We start from the raw sequence: 25,399 nt of genomic DNA on the forward strand, positions 1-25,399 counted from the left end.
GATAAAATAAAAGCATTAAACAAGAATCCCGTTGCCTTAAAGCTAGGGAATGTCGAAATCCAAAAAAATTATATGAATGCAGAAGACTTTTTAAACCAAGGATTAAGCTACAATTTGCAAGGGGATTATCAAGGAGCGATCGCAGCTTACACTCAAGCAATCAAGCTCAATCCTAACTATGCCGAAGCTTACCATAATCGAGGAATTATTCTAAGCGTTCAACTCAAAGATTATCGCAGTGCGATCGCAGATTTTAATCGCGCCATAGAAATCAATCCTAATTTTGCCACAGCCTACTGTCACCGAGGCAATGCACGTTACTTTTTAGCTGATTATGAAGGAGCAATCGCCGATCAGAACCAAGCATTACAAATCGATCCAAATCTCGCCCAATCTTACCACAGCCGGGGTAATGCTTACTTTGCCTTAGAAAAATACGACAAAGCGATCGCTGATTATATCCAAACAATAGAAACTAGTACCCAGTTAGCTGATAATATCAATATTGATATTGCCAATGCTTATCATAATCGGGGTGTAGCTTGTTTTGAGAGGGGCGATCGTCAAGGAGCAATCGCTGATTTTCAGCAAGCTTTACAGTGGCATCCCAATTTTGCCGCAGCTTACAGCAATCGGGGTAATATTCATCATATTTTAGGCAATTATCACGAAGCGATCGCCGACCATAACCAGGCATTACAATTAGATCCTAACTTGGCGGAGGCTTATCATAATCGAGGTAATGCCCACTACTCTTTAGCAGATTATCAAAGTGCGATCGCAGATTACAACCGCGCACTAAAAATTAACCCCAGCTTTGCCGGAGCATACTACAATCGGGGTTTGGTTCTTGCTCATCTCAAAGAATATCATCGAGCAATTGAGGATTTTAACCAAGCATTAAAGTTCAATCCTGATGATGTGCAAGCATATTCTGAACGGGGTCTTGTCCGTAGTACTCTTGAAGATTATGAGGGTGCGATCGCAGATTACGATCGAGCTTTACAAGAAAATCCGACTTTAGCTTTAGTATACGGTTTTCGGGCCAATGCTCGTCGCCGATTAGGAGATTATCAAGGTGCAATTGAAGATAGCAATCGCCTATTACAACTCAATCCTAATTTAGCTGAAGGATATTGCGATCGCGCCGCGGCTCGTCGTTCTTTAGGAGATAATAAAGGAGCAATTAAAGATTACGATCGGGCATTAGAGATTAATGATAACTTAGCCGCAGCTTATTATGGTCGGGGTATTGCCCGTGAAGCCCTGCAAGATTTACAGGGAGCAATTGATGATAACACTCAAGCAATAGAGCTTGTTCCTGATTTTTCTCAAGCGTACTGTAATCGGGGAAATGCTCGTCGTCTTTTGGGAGATGAAAAGGGAGCGATAGCAGATTACGATCGAGCATTACAAATTAATCCCAATTTAATTGAAGCATATTACAACCGAGGTTCTACCCGCTATGCTTTAGAAGAATATGAAAGTGCGATCGCAGATTACACCCAAGCGTTGCAAATAAATCCCCAATCTGCTGCATTTTACAGCGATCGCGCTAATGCTCGCTATGCCCTAGAAGATTATCAAGGGGCAATAGAAGATTACAGTCGAGCGATCGCCATCGACCCCAGCTTTGCTGAAGACTGGTACAATCGGGGTCGTAGTCGTTCTTTATTAAAAGACTTACAAGGAGCGCTTGCAGACTTAAACCAAGCCTTACAGCGTCAGCCTAATTGGGCTTCAGCTTACATCCTCCGCGCAGATGTCTACCAAAATCTGGGAGATTCTCAAGGAGCAATTGCCGATTTCCAAAAATCCGCAGACTTGTATTATCAAGAAGGAAATATCCAGTATTATCAACAAATTATGGAGCTAATTGAACAGCTTCAATAAAAGAACCCCACCCCCAACCCCTCCCGAAGAGCGCAAAGACAAAGCACAGCTTTGGCGGGGTGGGGTTCTCCGGGTTTACAGCAGTTTTTATGTATTTGAACCACACCTGTCGTAGGGGCGCAAGGCCTTGCGCCCCTACTGCGTGGTCTATTTATCTGAAAATAGCTGTAATTAGGTTCAAGCGGACATAATATCACTCGTTTTTTTCAAAGTGAAAGCGTTCCATGAAGCGGCGGTCAATCCAATCTTTGTAATGCCATAAGAGTTTGTGGGGTGGTAAAATAATAGCGCCTCTGATTGCGTAGGCGTAGCCCGTCGCAGACATTGCTCGTCCGTCTCCTGTACCAATTAAACTCAAATATTGTTTCTGTGGTTTATAAGGTTTGAGCGGCTTGCCTAATAAAATTCGCTGCAAATTCTCAAATAAAGGTTTACCTTGCCTAACAGCAAACACCCCAGCTTTTGGACGGGGATAATTTACCATTGTGGCAATGTCACCAGCAGCAAATATCTGCGGGTGCGTTTGAGATTGCAACGTGTCCTCCACCAAAATAAAGCCTTGCTCATCAGTTCCGAGTCCAGCTATTTTTAACCACTCAGGCGCTGATGCTTGTGTTACCCAGAAAATTTTATTACACTCTACTGTCAAACCAGATTCGCATTTAATTTCAAATATTTCTTTAGTTTCCCTATGTGTTATGGGTGCAATTTTACACACACTTTCTCCAAGATGTAGCTCAATACCTTGCTCGGTGATAAATTGCTGAATTTGATGCCGCACTAATTGATGGTAATTGGGCATCAGTTCTTGTCCGCGCTGGAATAAATGAATTTCCAGATTTTGAATTGGTTGTTGAGTTTGACGTAAAATCCGATGTAAATGAGATTGCATCGCCAACGCCAATTCTACACCGCCAGCACCACCACCTACGATCGCAATGCTAATTGGTTCTTGAGGATTTTTATCTACAGCTTCAATTAGTTCATCCCAATGTTCCAATAGCTGCGATACTGGTTTAGCTGCGATCGCATATTCTGCTGCACCTGATACAGACACTGTGGCCGGAGTGCTGCCAATATCAATAGACAGCACATCAAAATCTACTACAAGTCCGTTAGCACAAAGAACTTTGTTATTTTTCAGGTCTAGGGCAACTACTTTGTCAATATACAACTGTGCTTGAGCAAAGTTTGCTAAAGGTCGCAAGTCAATATGACATTCATCATGGCTGTAAAATCCGGCAATGTGTCCTGGTAACATTCCAGAGTAGGCTGTCTTTTGGGTTGCGGTAATCAACGTCAAACGGATTCCGGGTAAGGGCTTTATTCCAAACATTCTCAGGACAATCGCATGACTGTGACCGCCACCTATCAGCACTAGGTCTTTAACTATGGGCTGTAAGTTTTGCTGCATTGAAGTACTTAATAACAATTCTATTTGAGTTAACTCAACTGTATTGCTTTATCATTAATGGTTTTTCATAAATAATTTATGACTGCTCTATCACTGATTAGGCATCAATTTAAATCATCCTTCTCAGAGGTTAATTGATGGTGAATACAACTCATGATTGAGGATGACAGGCAGCATATATGTTAAGGTCTACTTACTTAACAGTTATATTCTCGATTTTATTGGTTACATTAGCATATTCAAATATTGACTATGCATGAAACAATAGCATACGCGACTAAATTATTAAAAATTCTTGTGATTACTTGGATATGTTGACAGTCATTATTGATGCTTTTCATGCGATGAAAAATATTTTACCGACAAATAACAGTCAGTTATCAAAAATATGTCTGGGGATACACGCTTTTCAGGAAAAAGTTAACCAAACTCAGTATCGGTCGCCAAAAGAACGTTTAAGAATAGCAATTGAACAACTGGGGAATAAGACTATAGAATCCAATCTAGCTGTAATTAATGATTTAGAGCAAATTGCCCAAAATCATCCACAGTACCATTGGATAATCATGCAAATGCTGACTAATTTTGTCCGAGAAAATGCTCTTTACATACCCCAAGAGGAAATAACGAGCAACCCATCAGCAAAAGCTCGTGCAGATATTCAAGCAGCCCTTACCGTTATTGCTAGAAGAGATGTAAACAAAGACCCAGAAAATGAGCAACTTGATTTAAGCCACACGGATATGAGGGGGGCAAACCTAAACAAGGCGAACCTAGAACAGACAAATCTCTATCAAGCTAATCTTGCTGGCGCTAATCTCAGAGAAGCTAATCTTGCTGGAGCAATTCTCAGTGCAGCTAACCTAGAAGGAGCTAACTTATATCTAGCCAACCTAGAAGGGACAATCCTCAGTGCAGCCAATCTAGAAGGAGCGAACCTTTGTGGAGCTAACCTGCATTGTGCAAGTTTATATCTAGCTGGGTTGCATGGAGCAATTCTCAATGATGCCATACTCGATGGGGCAAACCTCAGAGAAACCAAATTCTCTAAGTAAAATAATTTATAATCACGCTCAATGAAACGCTTGCGTAATTCGTAATTATTGTACCGCAAGCGTTTCATTAATTTGGAATGGCTGGTTTATTTCTGTCGTAATGTACAAGTATATTCGATATCATTCCCTAGTTCAATGAGTGTTTTGACACCTATTATAATTTTCTGCTAAATGCTATACTATTTTTCCCCAACATCTAAGTAATAATTCTAGGTTGTAAGGAAAATCTTTACCATGTCTTCTAAAAAGACAGACGTTTTGTTGAATTGGTTGATAGCTATAACAGTTATATTTGGCTTCTCATTGACTGTAATTTTTTTCGTATTGTCTAGTATTAAAGAATTGTCAATTCAGGAAAAAATCCAGTATAGAAACCAAGCATTAACAACAACTGCAATAGTTTTTCTAGCATCGGCAGCAATGTTTAATACTTATTATGCAGCAAAGCGTGCCCAAGCGATGCAGAAAAATGCGATCGCAGCTGAGAAAAACCTCGAAATTGGCATTCAAAATGCAAAACTCAATCAAGACAGATTGATTGCAGAGCGCTTTATGGGGGCAATTTCCCAGCTTGGTCATGACAAGGTTGAAACTCGGACAGGTGCAATTTATGCATTAGAAAGAGTTGCTCAGGATTTTTCCACAGAACACTGGACAATTATGGAAATTCTCACTGCCTTTGTGCGAGAGAATGCACCTATCCAGCAGGTAAAAGCAGAGCAACAAAAGGCTGAATATTCACCAGCAGTTTACTCAAGTCGGCGTAGAGGTGGGCCGCGTCCGACACAGCAGTTGGAGCAAAGCCTCCATGAGGAATTGCCAAAAATCCGCACCGATATTCAAGCAGCACTAACTGTTATCGGAAGGCGTAATTTACTCGAAGACCCAAAAGAGCAGAAACTTGATTTACGTAATACCGACATCAGAGGGGCAGACCTACTCAAAGCTAACCTGCAACAAGCAGACCTACGTGGGGCTGACTTGAGTGGGGCTGACTTGCGTGGAGCGGACTTGAGTGAGGCTGACCTCAACGGCGCTAAACTCGTTAAGTCTATTCTTTATGAAACAAAATTACTAAAAGCCAGCCTATGTGGAGCTAACCTGTGTTGGGCTAATCTCAACCGCGCTAATCTTTGTGGGGCAAACATGCGTTCGGCTAACCTCTCTGGAGCAAGTCTGCGTGTAGCCAATCTGCAAGGAGCAAACCTCTATAAAGCTAACTTGCAGCAAGCGACCTTGAAACTCGCCAACCTCTCTGGGGCAAAGCTGTTTTTAGCTAACTTGCAAGGAGCAAAACTGGGCAAAGCCAATCTGCATATGACGGGTTTGATTGGTGCTAACCTCTCAGGGGCTAACTTAAATGGGGCCAACCTTTCAAAGGCTAACTTGAATGCAGCCAAACTCCACCAAACAGAAGTTTATTTTGCCAATCTCTCAGAAGCCAGCTTAACCGAAGCTGACCTGCACCAAGCAAACCTCATTGGCGCAAACCTGTATAGGGCAACCTTTTATCAAGCTAACCTGACTCAGGCAAACCTGATGGGAGCTAACTTCTCAGAAGCTAACCTCAGTGATGTCAAATTGGAAGGGACAATTTTGACAGGAGCTAAAAACTTAGAGTTACAGCAGATTAGAAAGGCACTTGGCGATCGCACCACTCGCCTACCTGATTATATCGAAGCGCCCACACATTGGCGGCAGTCTGGTTAAGTTACTTTAGCATCAATTAGTTATTTCGGCGCATTCTACCATTTTCATAAAATTTTATAGTTTATCCAAGAATTTACGTAAGCTTTATGTAACTAAAAATATGCTTATTATAATAGTTTTAATTCATTCATAAATTCTCTATTTTTCTTGCTTTGCGGCGAACGCTTTCCTTAAATCGGGAAATCCTTCCCTCAATCTATTAAATTTAAATTAAAATCACATGATTAGCATTTCTAAATTAAATAGAATTGACATTCTGGTTTTGATTGTTATTGTCATAATTGGTCTTGTACATTTACCTTTTCCATTTGATGGAGATCAAGCATTTTTTAGGCTAGGTGCTTTGGAAATGCAACAAGGAAAGGTACTCTATCGTGATTTTTGGGATGTGAAGCAACCGGGGATTTTCTGCTTTTATTTTTTGGCGGGAAGTTTGTTTGGTTTTAATGAGATTGGCATCCATGTCTTTGAACTTATTTACATGGTGGTTTTTTCTATAATATTGCTGCTGACTCTAAAAAGCTATTTTCAGCATCAAATTATTGCAAGTCTAGTACCTTTATTAACCGTTGGTGTTTACTATATTGTTTCAGGTGCTTGGCACCTTACTCAAGTGGAAGCATTGGTTGGTTTTCCTATATTTCTTTGTCTTTGGCTGACTTATCAATCTTTAAAATATGAAGGTAACCAAAGATTTTACTTACTTTTATTTTCAGGCTTTTTTGGCGGAATTGTCCTCATCTTTAAATTAATTCTTCTATTTATATTGCTTTCTTTTTGGCTAACTATATTGATATATTCTGTATTCATAAAGCGACAGAATGCTTTTAAAGAATTTATAGAAATTAGTCTACCAATTTTTATAGGTGTTCTATTTCCACTTTTAGTTGTTGTTGCCTACTTTGCTTGGTTTCATAGTCTTGGAATTTTGTATGAAACATTTATTTTATATCCACCTCGCATTGTTGCTAATTTTGCATTCGATCGAACTAGTTTTATTTCGGGAATACGATGGTTTTTAGGTGCTTTTTACCCTTTAATTTTATTGGCTATTGTTGCAGTCAATTTTTCATTGGGTAAGTCTAAGAATATATTGACTTTGCTACTTGTTGTTTGGTGTGCTTTTGATTTTGGTGTTATTCTTTTACAAAGTGGGGCATTCTGGGAGTACCATTATTTACTATTTTTTGTACCTTTAGGGATTTTAGCAACTAAAGGATTAGATATATTATGGCAGCCTTTAAAAGAATTGCGTTCCCCAATTATTACAATTGCGCTTCTGTTTTTATTATTTTTACCTTTATCATACACTCTTACAAGAAAGAGCGTTATTTTAGCTCGGAATAACTTTGCTTTAGCTGAAGATACACGATTTAAATATCAAACTTCCTTTAGAGCGAAATATCCATTACTTCGTTCAGAGGCTGACTTTATCTCTCAACCAGAAAGTCTTCCTGGTAATATTTATGTAGCTGGCGATGCATCTATTTACTACTTTTCTGGTCGTACTCAAGCAACATCACTACGTGGTTGGGCACTTGATTATTTTCTGCCTGAGCAATGGCCAAAACTTATAGAACAGTTAGATTTGTCTAAGCCTCCTTATATCTTTATTGATTATATTCAGGAGCATACAATCAAAAAAAACTTTCCAAAAATGCTGGAATTTATTGACCAAAGATACCGGATGTTACGTCAAAATAGTAACGGAATTTGGTATATCATCAAATGAGAAGTAAGTAAAATTAATCTTCTAGGATTGCTATTATAGCGGTTATCAGTTAAGTGAGGTACAAGAACCCCACCCCCAACCCCCTCCCCGCAAGCGAGGAGGGGAGTATGATGTACATAGCCAAAAATCTAGAACAACACCAGATTGAATCGGCAAAAGGCGATCGCACAACCATCCTACCGGAAAATCTTCAACTACCCGAACATTGGAAAGCTTAAGTTACCCTTTGATACTGAAACTTGAGCCTTTGAAACAATAGGGTTCAGTTAGAGACGAAAACAGAGAAAATATTCCCTAAGTAGGAGAGAAACCATAGGACACGTGTCTTATCCTAGCGATTCTATGGGAATAGGAAAAAGAGATGTCTGTAACAAAGCGGCTGGAAATTTTAGATTTAACTCGCGAACTTCGGCAGCAACTTAATCTTTCTCAGAAACAGTTTGCTGTTAGATTAGGAGTTTCCTTCAAAACAGTCAACCGCTGGGAGAATGGGCATACAGTGCCTTCACGGATAGCCTTAAAACTAATAGAAGAAATGTTGCGGAAGATGGGTGAACCCGGCAAAAAACTGCTAAATCAGTATTTTCCAGAAGCAGAATAGGGTTATGAGTCGTAAGGCGAGAGCATCTGAATCCCAAAACATCTTTGCTGGTGGTATAGACAAGGGCGCATTTATCCGAGAGCAACTGCTGCACTATGGTGTTGCTTTATTATCCGTTGCCTTAGCTCTGTGGGCAACTCTGCTACTCAATCCATATCTCACTCCAACGCCTGCTGCGCTGTTTTTTGCTGCGGTGATGGTGAGTGCCTGGTACGGTGGCTTGGGTTCAGGGTTACTTGCAACCGTTTTGTCTACTTTGGCAATCAATTACTTCTTTTTTAAGCCACTCTATCCGCAGAACATTACAAATCTGAATATTGTAGTTCCCTTGGTAGTGTTCATGCTGACAACAGGGTTAATCAGTTGGCTCAACGAATCACGCCGCATAGCCCAACGGAAAGCGGAGGAAAGTCTGAAGTTACTAAGCGAAAGCGAAGTACGGTTTGGTCGCTTAACAGAGTCCAATGAGGAAGCACTGCGGCAACGAGAAACAGAACTTCGCTTGATTACAGATACGTTGCCAGTTCTAATTTCCTTTGTAGATTCAGAACAACGCTACCGCTTCAACAACCGAGCCTATGAAGAGTGGTTTGGGCAGTCGGCGGCAGAAGTTTATGGAAAGCATATTTGGGAAGTTGTAGGTGAATCCGCTTATGGGGTGGTTCGTCCCTATGTGGAACAAGTACTGGCAGGAGAGCAGGTTACTTTTGAAAGTCAAGTTCCTTATAAAGATGGTGGCACACGCTACATTAATGCTATTTACGTTCCCCAGTTTAATAGACAGGGAATCGTTGAAGGGTATGCAGCGTTGATCGTTGACATCAGCGAACAGCAAGCTGCGCTACGCAAACGTCAGCAGGCAGAGGAGGCGTTGCGCGAGAGCAATGAGCGGCTAAACTTTGCCCTGCAAACCGCAGAGTTAGGCGATTGGGATATGGACTTGAGCAACCAGACTGCTCGCCGTTCCCTACGACACGACCAAATCTTTGGTTATGAGTCTCTCCTACCCGAATGGACTTACAATATGTTCCTAGAGCACGTCTTACCTGAAGATCGCGCTTTGGTTGATGCCAAATTTCGGACTGCTCTAATTAATCAGGATACCTGGGACTTTCAGTGCCGCATTCGCCGTGCAGATGGAGAATTACGCTGGATTTGGGCGCGGGGTCATATTTATCATAATGCTCAAGGAGATGCAGTGCGGATGCTGGGACTGATTGCCGACATTAGCGATCGCCAGCAAACAGAAGCAGCGTTGCGTGAAAGTGAAGCCCGCTTTCGCCAGATGGCAGACACTGCCCCCGTACTGATATGGATGTCCGGCACTGACAAACTTTGTAACTACTTTAATAAACCCTGGCTAGATTTTACTGGGCGGACTCTGGAGCAAGAGATGGGCAATGGTTGGACTGAAGGTGTTCATCCCGATGATTTTCAGCGTTGCTTAGACACATACACCAATGCCTTTGATGCCCGACAAAATTTTCAAATGGAATATCGCCTTAGACGCAATGATTGCGAATACCGTTGGCTTTTTGATACTGGTGTACCTCGGTTTGCACCATCTGGGGAATTTCTCGGCTATATCGGCTCGTGTGTTGATATCGACGATCGCAACTTGGCAGAAGTTGCCCTACGTGACAGTGAGGAGCGATATCGAATTTTAACGGAAGTGTCACCCCTGGCTATTTGGATGGGTAATAGCGATGGTGTAATTACCTATTGCAATCAATACTGGTTTGACTACACCGGACTGACAATGGAGCAGACTCTAGGGCATGGCTGGACTTGTGTCATTCACCCAGATGACTATATGCGCGTCTTGAAAACTTGGAAGCAGGCTGTTGCTGACGGCACAAACTATGAAGCAGAAATTCGCTACCGTCGAGTTTCTGATGGTAGCTATCGTTGGCATCTGGCGCGGAGTTTGCCATTTCGAGATGCAGCCGGACAGATTATCAAGTGGGTGGGCATCACCAGCGACATTCACGATCGCAAAGTTGCCGAAACCGCCCTGCAACAACTCAACGAAATGCTGGAACAAGGGATTCAAGAGCGCACCATCGAACTCCAAGCTGCCAACAAGGAACTAGAATCCTTTTCTTATTCAGTTTCTCATGACTTGCGAGCACCGTTTCGCCACATCGCCGGATTTGTAGAATTGCTTCAAAAGCGGCATAACTCAACAAACTTAGATGAAACGAGTCAGCGCTATTTGAAAATAATTGCCGAAACTGCAAAACAGGCAGGAATACTAATCGATGAGTTGCTCACATTTTCTCGCATGGGGCGCACCGAGATGCGCTATATCAACATCAATATGGAGCAACTGGTGCAAGGGATAAAACGCGATTTGCTCACAGAAACCCAAGGACGCACAATCCATTGGCACATAGAGCCACTCCCAGAAGTGCAGGCTGACCCCTCCATGCTGCGGCTCGTCCTTCGCAACCTAATAGACAATGCCGTAAAATATACCCAGACTCGAAACCCAGCAGAAATTACTGTTGGAAGTACTAACAATGAAAACGAAGTTGTCTTTTTTGTACAAGATAACGGCGTAGGCTTCAATATGCAATATGTTCACAAGCTATTCGGAGTATTTCAACGCCTGCATAGCGAGCCACAATTTGAAGGCACAGGTGTTGGATTGGCAAACGTGCAACGCATTATTCATCGACATAATGGTCGAGTCTGGGCGGAGGCTGTAGTTGATAAAGGAGCCACCTTTTATTTCTCGCTGCCTAAGTTGTTAACAAAGGAGAGTGATGAAAGAACTCAAACGAATTCTGCTGATTGAAGACAGTGCCAACGATGCAGAATTAATACTGGCTGCTTTGTCGGAAAATCATCTCGCTAATGAAGTGGTGGTGGTACGTGATGGAGAGGAAGCCCTGGATTATCTCTATCGCCGGGGGCTATTCCGGTTGCGAATGGAGGGGCATCCTGTTGTGGTGCTGCTCGATTTGAAACTACCTAAAATTGATGGACTAGAAGTGCTGGCACAACTCAAATCTGACCCAATGATGCGAGTGATTCCAATCGTAGTCCTAACTTCTTCTCGTGAGGAGCCAGATTTAGTTCGATGCTACGAGTTAGGGGTGAATGCCTATGTCGTCAAGCCAGTAAATTATCATGAGTTTGCCGATGCTATCAAGGGTGTGGGACTGTTTTGGGCAATGATTAATCAGCCACCTCTTGGCGCTCTACCTTCTGCACCTCATCGTCAACAGGAGAGTAAATGATGAATGTCCTGCGTTTTCTCCTTTTGGAAGACAGTATGTTAGATGCAGAGCTTACCCAAGCGATGTTAACTGAAGGGGGAATTAATTGCGAACTGATACGAGTCGAAACTGGTGCTGATTTCCTAGCTGCTGTGCAAGCGGAGGCTTTCGATTTAATTCTTGCCGATTATGCCTTGCCATCTTTTGATGGAATTTCTGCCTTGGAAATTGCCCGAAATCAATGTCCAGAGGTTCCTTTTATCTTTGTCTCTGCGGCGCTAGGTGAAGAATTAGCGATCGAAGCCTTAAAAAACGGTGCAACCGATTATGTATTAAAGCAACGACTCGGGCGATTAGTTCCTTCGGTGCAACGAGCATTGCGGGAAGCTAAAGAGCGACGTGAGCGCAAGGGAGCAGAGAAATCCTTACAAAAGAGTGAAGCCAGGTATCGCCGAATTGTTGATACGTCTTATGAGGGAATCTGGATGATTGATTCTCAAACTCAAACAGAGTATGTGAATCAGCGGTTGTCGCAGATGTTGGGCTATCCGGCAGAAGAAATGCTCGGTCGTTCCATGTTTGATTTTATCGATCGGATTGATGGGATAACACCCGAAGAGAAATTGAAGTGGCTTGAGAAAGAGGGGAGCGATCTTAAAGAAGCTCGATTGCGCTGCAAAGATGGTTCGTACATCTGGACACTGATTTCTGCTAGAGCAATTTTGAATGAACAAAATGAGTTCTTAGGTGCGATCGCAATGCTAACTGATATCACCGATCGCAAACGCACCGAATCAGAACGCGATCGCCTTTTGCAACTAGAGAAAAGAGCTAGGGAGGAAGCAGAGGCTGCCAACCAGATAAAAGATGAGTTTCTAGCAGTACTTTCCCATGAATTGCGATCGCCGCTAAATCCGATTCTTGGTTGGGCAAAACTATTGCAAATGCGAAAATTTGAGGAGATTCCGCTCAAAAAAGCACTGGAAACCATTGAGCGCAATGCCAAATTACAAGCTCAACTCATTGAAGACTTGCTGGATGTTTCTCGCATCCTTCAAGGTAAACTCAATCTCAACATGATGCCAGTCAATCTGGCATCCACCATTGAAGCTGCAATGGAAACTGTGCATTTGGCAGCGGAGGCTAAAACCATTCAGATTGAGACGATGCTCGATCCAACTGTGGGGAAAGTTCTGGGTGATTCAGCTCGCTTACAGCAAGTCCTTTGGAACCTGTTATCGAATGCCGTCAAGTTTACAGCGACTGGGGGACAAGTAAATGTGCGATTGGAGTGCATCGATGCCCAAGCGCAGATTACCGTCAGCGACACAGGTAAGGGCATTCACCCAGACTTCCTACCTCATGTGTTTGACTATTTCCGTCAGGGTGACAGTACAACAACCAGAAAGTTTGGTGGGCTAGGGTTAGGTTTAGCGATCGCCCGTCACTTGATTGAGATGCATGGTGGAACGGTTTGCGCCGAGAGTCTTGGCGAGGAGCAAGGAGCGATCTTCACAGTTAGGTTACCACTACTTAAGGACAGTGCAATAATTAAGGATGACACAAATGCCGATTCCTCAACTGCTGTTTTTCCTTTTTCTCCCCTCATGGGTCTACAAGTGCTGATTGTGGATGACAATGCAGACACCCGCGACTTTTTTAGTTTTGTGCTGGAACAGTTTGGAGCGATCGTCATCGCAGTAGCATCAGGCGATGAAGCATTACAAGCGCTAACACAGTCAAAGCCAGATATCTTACTCAGCGATATTGGGATGCCAGAGATGAACGGCTATATGCTGATGCAACAGGTACGGACTCAAGAAGCAGCAGTAGGGGGAAAACAGATTCCAGCGATCGCTCTGACTGCTTATGCAGGCCAAATCAATCAGCAGCAAGCAATAAAAGCAGGGTTTCAACAGCACATCGTTAAACCTGTAGCACCAGAGGAATTGCTCGCAGCAATTACTAATTTAGTCCAATCTACTTAGGTATTTGTTATAAACCTGAGTCCATTAGCTGAACCCCGTTAATGTTACAGATTTTAAACTATTCTTTACAGGTAATATCGCGTTTTCAATTGCCTGGACATACCTGCGGTTAACGTATAAAAATCTTGTATCTCAATTACGTATTTATATCGCCCTAATTAATCATTCGTGAATAATCACATCCCTGACTTCTCTAGAAAGTCGGCGATCTGAGCTTGTGACTTTCAAAAAGAGGATTCCTATATAGATGATTATAGATGATTATTATTTGATAGTAGAATTAAGAGTTCGTCAACTATATCCGTGTTTGTACTCTATCATAACTTTACAGATGCTCTTAGAATCAACCTAAATTTGTTTACGTAAGGAGTCAGATATGAAGGCTTATGACATGTCTTTCATAAAGATAAATGGACTTACGAGTTTGTTTGTATTTATCTCAATTATATTTATTTTCTCATTAACTCTAATTTTTTCATTCTTTGAGAATATTGAAGGCTTTTCAAATCAAGAAAAAATCCAATATATTAATCAAGCATTAACAACTCTTGCGATAATCATTGGGGGATTAGCATTAATTATTAATGCTTACTATACTTCCAGACTCTCTTTTGGTGAAAATCAGAGTGTATTAACCAAACTCCTTGGTAGGACACTAGCTTGGAACGACAACATCGTAACTGACATTAAGAGCACTCAACAAACTCCAGAAGAAATTGTTCCAGAACGTTTTTCTAAAGCAATCGAACAGTTGGGAAATGAAAAGATAGAAACGCGATTTGCCGCAATTTATGCTTTAGAACGAATTGCCAAGGATTCTCCGAAAGACCATTGGACAATTATGGAAATCCTCGCTGCTTTTATCCGCGAGAATGCCTCGGTGAATCAGGACGAATCACAGGAGTCATCAAAACTTCCTACAGATATTCAAACAGCCTTAACTGTCATTGGACGACGCGATTCTCATAAAGATCCGGTAAATCAGAAACTAGATTTACGCAATACAGACCTCAGTAATGCAGATTTAACGGAAGCTAACCTCTCTAAAGCAATCCTCGCAGGAGCTAACTTGCAATGGGTCAATTTTACACGAGCAAATCTCTCTGAGGCAGACTTATCAGTAACCTATCTTTGTGGCTCAATTTTCTATCAAGCCAACCTCTCTAAAGCAATCCTCCCAGAAGCCAATCTCCAAGGCGTAGTCCTCAGAAAAGCGAATCTCTCTAAGGCAATCCTTTATGATGCCAATTTGGAAGGTGCAGTTCTTTGTGATGCTAACTTAACAGGCGCAGTTCTTTGTGATGCCAACTTAGAAGGAGCAATCCTTTGTGATGCCAACTTGGAAGAAGTAAACTTTGAGGGTAGCAACCTTCTAGATGCAAACCTGATTGGCAGTAACTTGCACAGGGCAAAACTTGCTGGAGCCAACCTAGAAGGTGTATTACTGAGTACAGCCAACCTCCAAGAAGCTAACTTCCAAGAAGCTAACCTCTATAGAGCAAACTTTAGCGGTTCTGAAAACCTAGAATTACAGCAGATTGAACAAGCAATTGGCGATCGCACAACAATCTTACCGGAAAACTTTAAAATACCCAAACACTGGAAATAACAAAAAGCTTAAATTTTAGCATTTAAAACTAGATTACACATTAGAGGATATTTTAAAAGTTCTCTTGACCGGATCAAAAGTTATAAATACCTCTAAGTCCCCCTTAAAAAGGGGGACTTTGATTTGCCCCCCTTTTTTACAGGGGTTAGGGGGGATAAATAAGTGCCTAAAATCACAGCCAAACATTTTTAAAATAACCTCTTAGGTACGCATATTTTACGTAATTTAAATTCCTAACAATTATAAAATGCCGAGAGGTTCTCGACACAACTGCGATCGCGCACTAAAGTTATTGGTAGCAAAAGAGTTGGTCAATTTCAAAGACAATTCCAATAAATAACTTTTAGCAGTGAAATATATCACTGAAAATTATATAAATATCAAATTCCAAGAGATTTTTTAGTAATTTAAATTTATTAGCCTTTCATGACAGAAAAGATTTCCTTCTAATTGAATTTGTCTGTTGTTTGTTGGCACTGTTACAACCCGAAATTTTGAAACCGTTTACCATACCTGAGTACATTCAAAAAAACAAAAGTAGTTCCTCAGGAACATAAAACTTTTAATTCTGGAGAGTAACTTGTTGTTATTTTATCCAGTTAAATTGCCATAGGTTGGTAAATTATCAACGATTTTCATTTTTTATGAACACTGAATCGATAAATAAAACTAACAAAGGAAGTAAAAATTAGCAAAGAGAACAACTTAATCTATTTAGTTTTTTCTGCGCCACTAGTTAAGAGGTAATCTATGGTGCGAAACTCAAAGCTAGGGTACAGAACGTTCCCTAAGTCTATTCTGCGTCCATCCGTTGCTATAGGTATAATTGCATCTTTATTGGTTAGCGGAATAAGTTTTTATATAGTAAAACGCTGGCAAAATTATGCAAATTCAGAGGCACAAGTGCCAGCAACACAATTGCCACAGTTAAAAACGGTAACAGCTTTAGGGCGGATTGAACCACAAGGAAAAGTAATTAAACTTTCTGCTGCGGTGTCTGCGGAAGGAAGTCGGGTAGAAAAGTTGTTAGTGAAGGAGGGGGATAGGGTAAAAGCAGGACAAGCGATCGCGATTTTGAACAGCCGCGATCGCTTGCAAGCAGCATTAAAAGAGGCGCAAGAACAAGTAAAGGTAGCCCAGGCAAACCTAAACCGCACCCAAGCAGGTGCTAAACCCGGTGAAATTGCCGCCCAAAAAGCTGCGATCGCCCGTTTAGAAGCAGAACGCCAAGGTGATATTAATGCCCAAACAGCGACAATTGAACGGTTCCAAGCCGAAGTGCGTAACGCCCAAGCAGAAGACGAACGCTATCAGCAACTATCTCAACAGGGCGCAATTTCTGCCTCTCAACGGGATAGTAAGCACTTAAACTTGGAAACTGCCCAAAAAAGCTTGCGAGAAGCACAGGCGCAATTAAATCGTACCCAATCAACTAGCCAGCAACAGATCAAAGAAGCCACAGCAAAACTTGATGAAATCGCCGAAGTGCGAGGAGTGGATGTAGAAGCTGCCCAAGCAGAAGTCAATCGTGCCATAGCAGTCATGAATCTAGCAAAAGTCAACCTCAATCAGGCTGAAGTGCAATCGCCTCAAAATGGCCAGATATTCGAGATCCATACCCATCCTGGCGAATTAATATCGAATGATGGCATTGCTGATATCGGGCAAACCAACCAGATGTATGTCATAGCCGAAGTCTACGAAAGCGATATCGGCAAAGTGCATTCAGGGCAGCAAGTGCGAGTATCTGGTGATTACCTCCCGATTGAATTGCAGGGAATCGTAGATCGCAAAGGCTTGCAAGTGCGGCGGCAGAATGTCATTAACACAGATCCCGTCAGCAATATCGACAGCAGAGTAGTGGAAGTCCATATCCGACTAGATGAAGCCTCCAGCCAAAAAGCTGCCGCCTTAACCAATATGCAAGTTAAGGCAGTAATTGAACTGTGAAATTAGTCATTAGTCATTTGTCATTAGTCATTTGTCATTTGTCATTGGTTATTAATTCTTCTTCGTTACTCCCTTACTCCCTTGTCCCCTCATCCCCACACTCCCCACTATGATGGGATTGATCGAACAACTGCGACGGCGAACCCCTCTAGGATGGCTGCAACTGAATCATGAAAAAAGCCGTTTCTTAGTGGCATTGTCAGGCATTGCCTTTGCGGATCTTCTTATGTTCATGCAGCTAGGCTTTCAGACTGCACTGTATGACAGCAACACTAGATTGCATCGTAGTTTGGAAGCAGACATTGTTTTAACCAGTCCCCAAGCCCGTAACTTGCCAAGCTTGTCTACGTTTTCTCGGCGGCGACTTTACCAAGCAATGGATATACCAGGGGTGAAGTCGGCAGAACCAATGTATTTCAACAACACAATCTGGAAAAATCCCCAAACACATCGTGAGACGGGGGTTTTAGTTATCGGTTTCAACCCAGATAAGCCAGCTTTTGACTTACCTGATGTTAACCAGCAATTGCAAGCGATCAAACTGCCGGATACCGTCTTGTTTGACCGTGGCGCTAGAGGAGATTATCAAAAAGCGATCGCTCGAATTAACCAAGGTAAAACCCTGACTGCCGAAATAGAACGGCGCACAATTACCATTAGTGGCTTATTTCAAGTCGGGGCTTCCTTTGGTTCTGATGGCAATTTGATTACCAGCGATCAAAACTTTTTGCGGCTATTTTCTGGGCGACAGTCAAGCAGTGTCAGTCTAGGTTTGATTAAAGTAAAACCAGGCTATGACCCGAAAAAAGTGGCAGCAACATTGAAAGCCTATCTAAGAGATGATGTCAGAGTATTAACCCACGCCGAATTTATTGAATTTGAGAACAACTTCTGGAGAACAAATTCTCCAATTGGGTTTATTTTCAGCCTGGGTGTATCGATGGGGTTTGTAGTGGGCGTGATTATCGTCTATCAAGTCCTTTCCACCGATGTTAATGCCCACGTTCGAGAATACGCCACCTTCAAAGCAATGGGATATCACAATTACTACCTGCTAGGTGTGGTGCTTGAAGAATCGTTAATATTGGCAGCACTGGGCTTCTTCCCTGGATTGGGAGTGTCCTTAGCACTTTACCAACTGACTCGCAGTGCTACAAATTTGCCCATGTATATGACCGCGATTCGGGCATTGCAGGTATTAGTGCTGACTATAATTATGTGTGCAATTTCTGGTGCGATCGCCACCCGCAAACTCCAAGCCACCGACCCTGCTGATATGTTTTAAAAATTGTCATTAGTCATTGGTCATTTGTCCTTTGTAGTAACAAATGACTAATGACTAAGGGCAAATGACGGTCATCACGAGTAATCGAGCTACTTATGACTAGCAAACCCGTCATCTTCATCCAGAATCTCGACCACCATTTTGGTCGCGGCTCACTTCGCAAGCAAGTTTTATCTAATATCAACTTAGAGATTAACACTGGTGAAATTATTATCATGACTGGGCCCTCTGGTTCTGGAAAGACTACCTTGCTGACTTTAGTGGGTGGGTTGCGTTCTACCCAATCTGGTAGTTTGCGGGTGTTGGAACGAGAACTTTGTGGTGCTAGTGCCGAACAACTAGTAGAAGCGCGACGCCATAACGGTTATATTTTTCAAGCACATAACTTGCATGGTAGTTTGACAGCACTCCAAAATGTCAAAATGGCTTTGGAATTGCACAAACATCTTGGGTTAAAAAAGATGCAAGCTAGATCGGCCCAAATGCTAGAACAGGTAGGATTAGGAAATCACTTGCATTACTATCCTGATAAACTGTCCGGCGGACAAAAACAAAGAGTAGCGATCGCTCGTGCTTTAGTCAGTCATCCTCAAATAATCCTAGCGGATGAACCCACTGCCGCTCTTGACAGTCAATCAGGACGAGATGTAGTCAATCTGATGCAAAAACTAGCAAAAGAACAAGGCTGTACTATCTTGATGGTTACTCATGACAACCGCATCCTAGACATTGCCGATCGCATCGTTGACATGGAAGATGGCAAACTCAAGTCAAAAGTCATATTATCAGCCTCAAGTTGAGCAGCATATTCCATGATTCAGAGTTGATTTATAAAGTAAATCTTCTGTGTGCCGTGGCACGACTAAAATTTGTGCATTAGATTTATGGTTTGTTAGCGAAAGCGCCACTAACAAACGCTACGCGAACAATACGAGCAGATTTCTAAGACATTAATATTCTTTACATTTATTTACATTATTTAATATAGTTTGATTTATTCTCGCCGACTTACTTAGCTGGTGTAAGTGATTTCCCTATAGCGATTTTAACCTAACGGTGTGATATTAGTGTCCAGTTGAACAAGTGTCCAGTTGATTCCAAGATTTCCTTCAAGTATCATTATGTAATGACTGTAACCAAAACGAGTTTACTTTGTTGCTTAACAAGTAACACCTATGGCAAGCCACGATAGGCTTTTTGCCATCAATCTAGTTAAATTTTATGCTCATTGCCAATGTCATACACCTTGGTTTTAGAGTTAAGCCCAATTCACTAAAATTACAGATAAAATCATTCCCCCTTGCAAATCCATAAGTAGCTGGAGAATTTCCTAAGATTTATGGTTTTCAACAATATCGACTTCAAACAAGAAACACTGGCGATCGCAAGCTAGTCTATTTTCCAACACAAGCAAGGGATTTTTTGTAGTTCTATGATTATTGAGAATAGCGCTAGTAGTTCAAACAAAAAGTTGCTCGGTTTTGATGTCAAAACGTTGACAGCCAAACGTCGTGCAATAAATGTGTTAAAGGGAATATTTGCTGTTCTCCCTCTCACCTTGGCATTGCCTGTAGATGCTTTACAAGTAAAAGTGACTCCAACTAATCCTAAATTAGGGGATACACTCTCGGTGGAGATTAATCTAGATAATCCGGAGAATAGTACAAATCCAACAGTAGCTAGTGGTAAGAATACATACCCAGCCTTTGAAATTGCACCCAATCAGTATCGAGCTTTGGTTCCCACAACTCCATTAGAAAAAGCTGGAACTAGAACACTTCGGGTTGCAGGGGATAGTCAGGTGCAAAACTTGGCAGTCAACGTGCTTAATCGCAAGTTCCCCGTACAACGCATTAATTTGCCACCTGGCAAAGCCGGAGTAGATGCCACAGAGCATGAACTTAAACGCGTGGCAGCTTTTAAGGCACTACAAACACCAGAAAAGTATTGGAATGGAGTATTTCTAAAGCCAAATGCAGGGCGGATGAGTACAAACTATGGTGTACGTCGCTACTATAATGGTACATTTGCAAAGGACTACTATCATCGTGGTCTTGACTACGCTGGTGCTGCCGGCTCACCGGTAATTTCTCCAGCCGCTGGGCGAGTTGCTTTGGTAGGTAGGGTATCCCAAGGGTTTCGGGTTCACGGGAATGTAGTTGGCATTGACCACGGTCAAGGAGTAACCAGTATTTTCATGCACCTGAGTCGTATTAACGTTAAAGAAGGTGATTTTGTGAAAGCTGGTCAACTAATTGGCGCAGTAGGTTCAACCGGTGCAGCTACGGGGCCACATTTACACTGGGGTCTGTATGTCAACGGACAATCAGTCGATCCAACACCTTGGCGAACTAAGGTCGTTAACTAGTAGAGGCGGAATTGATCGCGTCTGTGCATAATTTGTATTTTTTTTGCTGAGAATTAGGCAAAAGAAATTGGATTAATACCGTCCCTACCTCGCTTGGCTAACATAAATGATGATAAGCGTTATGAGCATCGAAAAAATTGTAGAACAAGCTCTCCAGGATGGTTATTTGACACCAGCAATGGAAGCAGAAGTCGGTAGAATCTGTGACAACGCCTCAGAACTCTCAATTGAAGAGTATATGGCGCTGGATCGGCTGATGGGTGCGCTATTGACTGGTGAGGTAGTGGCGGTACCTCGCAAACAATTCATTAATGTCATGGAAGAATTAGTACTGACGGAAGCGATCGCACGAGTCGCAGAAATTGAAGCCACCAGCGAAAGTTCTCTAGATGTTGGGGATATTGCTGCTTACGCTCTCAATCGGCTACCACCTTTGTATGCTACTACAGAAGAAGGTGCTAACTTCCAACGCCAAACGGCTCAGGCACAACTCCAAGATTTCATTTCTCAACAAGTAAGTGAGGCGATTAACCGTTACCTCGATCGACCCAATTTCTTCCCAGAACGGCAAGCCTTAGGCAAAAACACTGGCAATGAGGTTGTACGCCAAGTTAGTGCTTTACTTCAGACATACGCACCTAACTTTGAGCAAAAATTATAATTTTAAGAGCCATTGGCCATTAGTCATTAGTCATTAGTCATTTGTTTTAGACAGAGGACAAAGGACTAATGACTCTATAATTATTCACGTACTAACACTGTTGTCCCTAAACTAACTTGCTCATACAACAGTCGGACATCAGAATTACGCATTCTTAAGCAGCCGTGAGATACAGCCGTTCCTACCAAATCAATATCTGGCGTGCCATGAAAGCCAATTTCATTCCGTCCATCTGACCAAAAACCAATCCATCTGTCTCCCAAGGGACTATCCGTACCAGCCTTAAATACTTTGCCCGTAATCGGGTGACGCCAGATTGGATAGTGTCGCATGTGGATCACTTGGAAAGAACCTGTGGGCGTTTCCCAACCTTTCTTACCTACAGCAATTGGGTAACTGGCTATCACCTCATCTCCTGCGTATACATAGGTGCGGCGATCGCTTAAATCAACCACTACTTGCGTTTTCGCATCTGCCAGCCTATTAGATGGTATTTGTTGGGCTGAAGCTTGAGACCACAAAGCTTTTGGCCAACTATCCGCAACCGGATTTTGTCTTTCTGGTTGTACTACCAGCCGCATCTTAGTTGGTGGATCGGTTGTAGCTACATTCTTTTTAATGGTTTGGGGCTGATTTGGAAGCGTAATAGTAGAAGACTTGAGTGTAGAAGCTCTCAGAACAGTGGTTTTCGCTACATTCTTCTTAATTATTTTTGACTTAGTTTGAGGCTTAATAGCAGAAGACCTGAGTGTAGGCGTCCTCCGGACAATTGTGCGTCCATCTGTTGCTTTCGTTACATTCTTCTTAATTAATTTCGACTTAGTTTGAGGCTTAATAGTAGAGGATCTCGGTTTAAACGCCCTTTGGGCTACTTCATCAGGGGGCATAGATGCACCCAGCGCAATTTCCCCTAAACTCACTTGGGAAAGATTTTTGTAGGCTTTCTCTGGGCGGCTTCCCTTGGGATTGGTTAGGGTAGAATCTCGCCGCATCGAAGTAGATGCAGACTTCTCAGACTGCCGTTCTGCCGTAGTAATGCGCCAATGGACAGCTAAAGATAAAAATGCTGTACCAAAACAAAGCAACATTACCATACGTGCTACAGATTCATTTCTTACCATTGCCATCGCCTATTGTTTATCCCTGACATATCCAGCCGAGCAATTGGATGAGTTCATCATCCGATTATCAAAAATTTATCAATACTTATCATTTCTGCTAGAAATCTGCCAACACGTCTGGGCAAACTAAGACTATGCGAATTGCCCCAGCAGCAAAATTTCACGCGAGCAACCTCATTCCTCAAAATTCTTGGGGGTCGTAAGCCTCTCCTCGGGCTTTGTTGTAGAACTTTTGAAATGTAGCAATCAATCATTAATGGTGTAAGTGGAAGAAAAACCATGTTTGAAAAACTATTGTTAGCAGTCACAATTACATTTTCACTCAATTTCTTTTTTCAAGTTCGCGTACCAGAACAACATCACTCTGGTGCTAACTACGGCACACAACCAGAACAATCAGCAACTCTTCTGGTAATTAAATCAAAAAAATAAATCACCATCTTAGCAACTAAAGCAACCCAACTTCCAGAAATTATTACTTGATTTTAAAGGGATCGAGAAGTTAGAATTCAAAAATTTTTATATTCATTTTTATAACCAGATTTAATTATTTTTATCAAGCGTAGATACACAGTTGCCAAAATCACCAAAACATGCATGTAGATGCGCCTTTGTTAGTTGATGGGTCTTGGGCAACTATGCGAGCAGTATAAGGAAAAAGTGGCTCTCTTTATTGCTATAAAAGTATCCAAAATTGTATGCCTCAGTGTTCCAGTCATAAATCCGTCACCTTAGCATGGAACTTCTGTCCCATTAGCAGGTCTAATAGATAGGGATGATTTAGAGCCAGTACGATCTATGAGTCAGTCGATCTCTGTATCCTGGTCAACGGTTGATGCAAAGTATCCAGAAGCATCAGTGCAAGTTGACAAACTCCCTAACCACGATTTAATTTTGCGCTGTCAAGCGGGACTGCGACCAGATCGTGTTGCGTTTGCAGAACTATTACGCCGCTATCAAAGTCAAGTTGATAGAGTTCTATATCACCTGGCTCCAGATTGGGCTGATAGAGCCGATTTGGCTCAAGAAGTTTGGATTCGAGTCTATCGGAATATTAACCGATTACAAGAACCTCCCAAATTTCGGGGCTGGTTAAGCCGCATTGCTACCAACTTGTTTTACGATGAGTTGCGGAAACGCAAGCGGGTTATGAGTCCTTTGTCATTGGATGCTCCCCGTTCGTTAGAGGACGGCGAGATGGATTGGGAAATCGCTGGCGATACTCCTGGCCCTGAGGAAGAACTGACAACTAGAGAATTTTACGAGCAACTGCGAGAAGCGATCGCGGATTTACCAGAGGTATTTCGTACTACCATTGTCCTCAGAGAAATCGAAGGCATGGCATACGAAGAAATTGCCGAAATCACTGGAGTTTCCTTAGGAACAGTTAAGTCAAGAATAGCCAGAGCTAGATCGAGGCTGCAAGCTCAGTTGCAGAATTATCTAGATTCCTAATTTACATTATCTTGCCTCTGCCCAATGGCAGAATTTAAGCATTGATTAAGAATTACCACCAAAGACGTAGATCGCTTCTGCCTTTAGGAGGAAAATTGACCAATTTTTCCCAATTTCCCGCCCAGTTTACCCGTGCATAAATTGGTAATAATGTTAAGATGACTACTGATTCTCAGTTTTTCGACCGTTCTCCTTTGCAACTTCCTCAAGATTTGCCAGATGGAATGGCCAAGCATACCAATGAATCAACGGGTCTTATGGATATGGTGAAGCGCGATCGCTTCGAGTTATTGAGTGCTTACCTCGATGGTGAAGTCACAGCCTCCGAACGCAGGCAAGTAGAAGAATGGCTGGCAAATGATGCCTCAGTTCAATGCTTGTATGCCCGATTGTTAAAGCTGCGCCAAGGCTTGCGGACTCTCCCAGTGCCGACACCCCAACAGTCACCAGAAGCAACAGTTCAGCAAGTATTGACACGTTTGCGCCGCCGTTCCCGTTTAAACTGGATAATGGCAGGTGCAGCCGTTGCGGCTTGTGCGATCGGTGCAGTATCTGGCTTACTAGCTGGTGGTTCGAGAACACCGCAACTGGCACAACGACCACACATAGAACCGATACAAACGTCCTCAGCGTCTATGCTTCCACCTTCCCCGCTGATGGTGGGACTAAATAACCCGGTAATTGAAATTCCTAAAGCAGCAGTAGCCTCTCCGGAAAATTCAATCTATCAGGTACAGCCGCAACGGCAGGACTCCAAACAGGACATCAATTAATCGCAAAGTTAAGAGTTCACAGATCGTAACTGTACTTTGCGGTTAAACCACAGCCGCTCCACCAGCCGTCAGGTTGGAGGCAGCCTCCTAATTGCTCAACTCGCTCTAGAGTCATTAAATAAACCCAAGCCCAACCCAGAGAGAGCGACTGTGGCTCATAAACCTCGATAATTTGTCGGTTATAGAGGTTTTCTGGTGTTTGCCTGGTGGATTGGTAATTTTCCAGCACATCTAGCTCATTTAAAATCCTTGAGTTGGCAAAAGAGAGTAAATATCCGCGAACTTGGCTATCGCCTAGCGTCATTACTGGGTACCCCATTGGCAGAGAAAACAATTTACCTTGTACAAAAGCTAATTTGACATCAACTACTTTGCCAGCACAGTATCTTTTATAGTTAGCTTCACCTGGTTTGAGCGTGCCGTAGACAAAAACCCGCACTAAATCAGAAAATTTTTTATTTGATTCAACCATTTAAACCTTCATCAAATAACTCTTGCTATACCTGAAAGGTTCGAAGTTTGGGCATAATCAGTCTGATGCTCAATTGCACTTATTGCTT

General features: G+C 42.4%; 20 protein-coding genes. 17 read left to right on the forward strand and 3 right to left on the reverse strand.

Annotated features, from left to right (window positions below):
- Positions 1-72: 72 nt before the first annotated feature.
- Entirely contained in the window at positions 73-1,893 is a 1,821-nt protein-coding gene (locus V7L01_RS31675; RefSeq protein ID WP_335042030.1) for a tetratricopeptide repeat protein, read from the forward strand.
- A gap of 193 nt (positions 1,894-2,086) precedes the next feature.
- Here the strand turns inward: V7L01_RS31675 and V7L01_RS31680 are convergent, their stop codons facing one another.
- Positions 2,087-3,307 carry an FAD-dependent oxidoreductase gene (locus V7L01_RS31680; RefSeq protein WP_335042033.1) on the reverse strand — a complete coding sequence of 407 codons (1,221 nt, stop codon included), beginning with the start codon at positions 3,305-3,307 and terminating at the stop codon, positions 2,087-2,089.
- A 311-nt stretch (positions 3,308-3,618) separates the two neighbouring features.
- On the opposite strand from V7L01_RS31680, the gene V7L01_RS31685 reads away from it, so the two are divergent.
- The 13 genes from V7L01_RS31685 to V7L01_RS31745 all read left to right on the forward strand — a co-directional run bounded on the left by V7L01_RS31685 (position 3,619) and on the right by V7L01_RS31745 (position 21,490).
- Positions 3,619-4,362 carry a pentapeptide repeat-containing protein gene (locus tag V7L01_RS31685; RefSeq protein ID WP_335042035.1) on the forward strand — a complete coding sequence of 248 codons (744 nt, stop codon included), beginning with the start codon at positions 3,619-3,621 and terminating at the stop codon, positions 4,360-4,362.
- Positions 4,363-4,596: 234 nt separating this feature from the next.
- Positions 4,597-6,072 (forward strand): pentapeptide repeat-containing protein, encoded by a 1,476-nt coding sequence (locus V7L01_RS31690; RefSeq protein WP_335042037.1) that lies wholly within the window; start codon positions 4,597-4,599, stop codon positions 6,070-6,072.
- 220 nt (positions 6,073-6,292) lie between these two features.
- On the forward strand, positions 6,293-7,804 hold the full coding sequence (locus V7L01_RS31695) for a hypothetical protein (RefSeq protein ID WP_335042040.1): 1,512 nt from the start codon (positions 6,293-6,295) through the stop codon (positions 7,802-7,804).
- Positions 7,805-8,165: 361 nt separating this feature from the next.
- On the forward strand, positions 8,166-8,405 hold the full coding sequence (locus tag V7L01_RS31700; RefSeq protein WP_335042042.1) for a helix-turn-helix domain-containing protein: 240 nt from the start codon (positions 8,166-8,168) through the stop codon (positions 8,403-8,405).
- Between the two features lie 4 nt (positions 8,406-8,409).
- Complete coding sequence (locus V7L01_RS31705) at positions 8,410-11,205, forward strand: PAS domain S-box protein (RefSeq protein WP_335042045.1); 2,796 nt, start codon at positions 8,410-8,412, stop codon at positions 11,203-11,205.
- Positions 11,174-11,650 carry a response regulator gene (locus V7L01_RS31710; RefSeq protein WP_335042047.1) on the forward strand — a complete coding sequence of 159 codons (477 nt, stop codon included), beginning with the start codon at positions 11,174-11,176 and terminating at the stop codon, positions 11,648-11,650. Before V7L01_RS31705 ends, V7L01_RS31710 begins: the two co-directional genes overlap by 32 nt.
- Positions 11,650-13,617, forward strand: coding sequence for a hybrid sensor histidine kinase/response regulator (locus tag V7L01_RS31715; RefSeq protein ID WP_335042049.1), 1,968 nt, complete (start codon positions 11,650-11,652; stop codon positions 13,615-13,617). Before V7L01_RS31710 ends, V7L01_RS31715 begins: the two co-directional genes overlap by 1 nt.
- A 376-nt stretch (positions 13,618-13,993) precedes the next feature.
- The gene (locus V7L01_RS31720) at positions 13,994-15,226 is read left to right on the forward strand and encodes a pentapeptide repeat-containing protein (protein ID WP_335042051.1); all 1,233 of its coding nucleotides are present in this window, start codon (positions 13,994-13,996) and stop codon (positions 15,224-15,226) included.
- Positions 15,227-15,979: 753 nt separating this feature from the next.
- The gene (locus V7L01_RS31725; RefSeq protein ID WP_442937058.1) at positions 15,980-17,176 is read left to right on the forward strand and encodes an ABC exporter membrane fusion protein; all 1,197 of its coding nucleotides are present in this window, start codon (positions 15,980-15,982) and stop codon (positions 17,174-17,176) included.
- 112 nt (positions 17,177-17,288) lie between these two features.
- Entirely contained in the window at positions 17,289-18,461 is a 1,173-nt protein-coding gene (gene devC / locus V7L01_RS31730) for an ABC transporter permease DevC (protein WP_335042258.1), read from the forward strand.
- A 95-nt stretch (positions 18,462-18,556) separates the two neighbouring features.
- Complete coding sequence (locus tag V7L01_RS31735; RefSeq protein WP_335042055.1) at positions 18,557-19,261, forward strand: DevA family ABC transporter ATP-binding protein; 705 nt, start codon at positions 18,557-18,559, stop codon at positions 19,259-19,261.
- Between the two features lie 632 nt (positions 19,262-19,893).
- Positions 19,894-20,829: a M23 family metallopeptidase gene (locus V7L01_RS31740; protein ID WP_335042057.1), complete on the forward strand. Its 936-nt coding sequence runs from the start codon at positions 19,894-19,896 to the stop codon at positions 20,827-20,829.
- A gap of 121 nt (positions 20,830-20,950) precedes the next feature.
- On the forward strand, positions 20,951-21,490 hold the full coding sequence (locus V7L01_RS31745) for a late competence development ComFB family protein (RefSeq protein WP_069072163.1): 540 nt from the start codon (positions 20,951-20,953) through the stop codon (positions 21,488-21,490).
- Positions 21,491-21,570: 80 nt separating this feature from the next.
- Here V7L01_RS31745 and V7L01_RS31750 read toward each other — a convergent pair whose 3' ends face one another.
- The gene (locus tag V7L01_RS31750) at positions 21,571-22,200 is read right to left on the reverse strand and encodes a L,D-transpeptidase (RefSeq protein WP_442937059.1); all 630 of its coding nucleotides are present in this window, start codon (positions 22,198-22,200) and stop codon (positions 21,571-21,573) included.
- A gap of 690 nt (positions 22,201-22,890) precedes the next feature.
- Here V7L01_RS31750 and V7L01_RS31755 point away from each other — a divergent pair.
- The 3 genes from V7L01_RS31755 (at position 22,891) to V7L01_RS31765 (ending at position 24,839) form a co-directional block, all read left to right on the forward strand.
- Positions 22,891-23,043: a hypothetical protein gene (locus V7L01_RS31755; RefSeq protein WP_335042060.1), complete on the forward strand. Its 153-nt coding sequence runs from the start codon at positions 22,891-22,893 to the stop codon at positions 23,041-23,043.
- A 366-nt stretch (positions 23,044-23,409) separates the two neighbouring features.
- Positions 23,410-24,066, forward strand: coding sequence for a sigma-70 family RNA polymerase sigma factor (locus V7L01_RS31760; protein ID WP_335042062.1), 657 nt, complete (start codon positions 23,410-23,412; stop codon positions 24,064-24,066).
- 158 nt (positions 24,067-24,224) lie between these two features.
- Positions 24,225-24,839 (forward strand): anti-sigma factor family protein, encoded by a 615-nt coding sequence (locus V7L01_RS31765; RefSeq protein WP_335042064.1) that lies wholly within the window; start codon positions 24,225-24,227, stop codon positions 24,837-24,839.
- Between the two features lie 16 nt (positions 24,840-24,855).
- Here V7L01_RS31765 and V7L01_RS31770 read toward each other — a convergent pair whose 3' ends face one another.
- Positions 24,856-25,311, reverse strand: coding sequence for a gamma-glutamylcyclotransferase family protein (locus tag V7L01_RS31770; protein ID WP_335042066.1), 456 nt, complete (start codon positions 25,309-25,311; stop codon positions 24,856-24,858).
- Between the last annotated feature and the right edge of the window lie 88 nt (positions 25,312-25,399).

The organism is Nostoc sp. (assembly GCF_036917095.1).
Lineage (GTDB): Bacteria > Cyanobacteriota > Cyanobacteriia > Cyanobacteriales > Nostocaceae > Nostoc.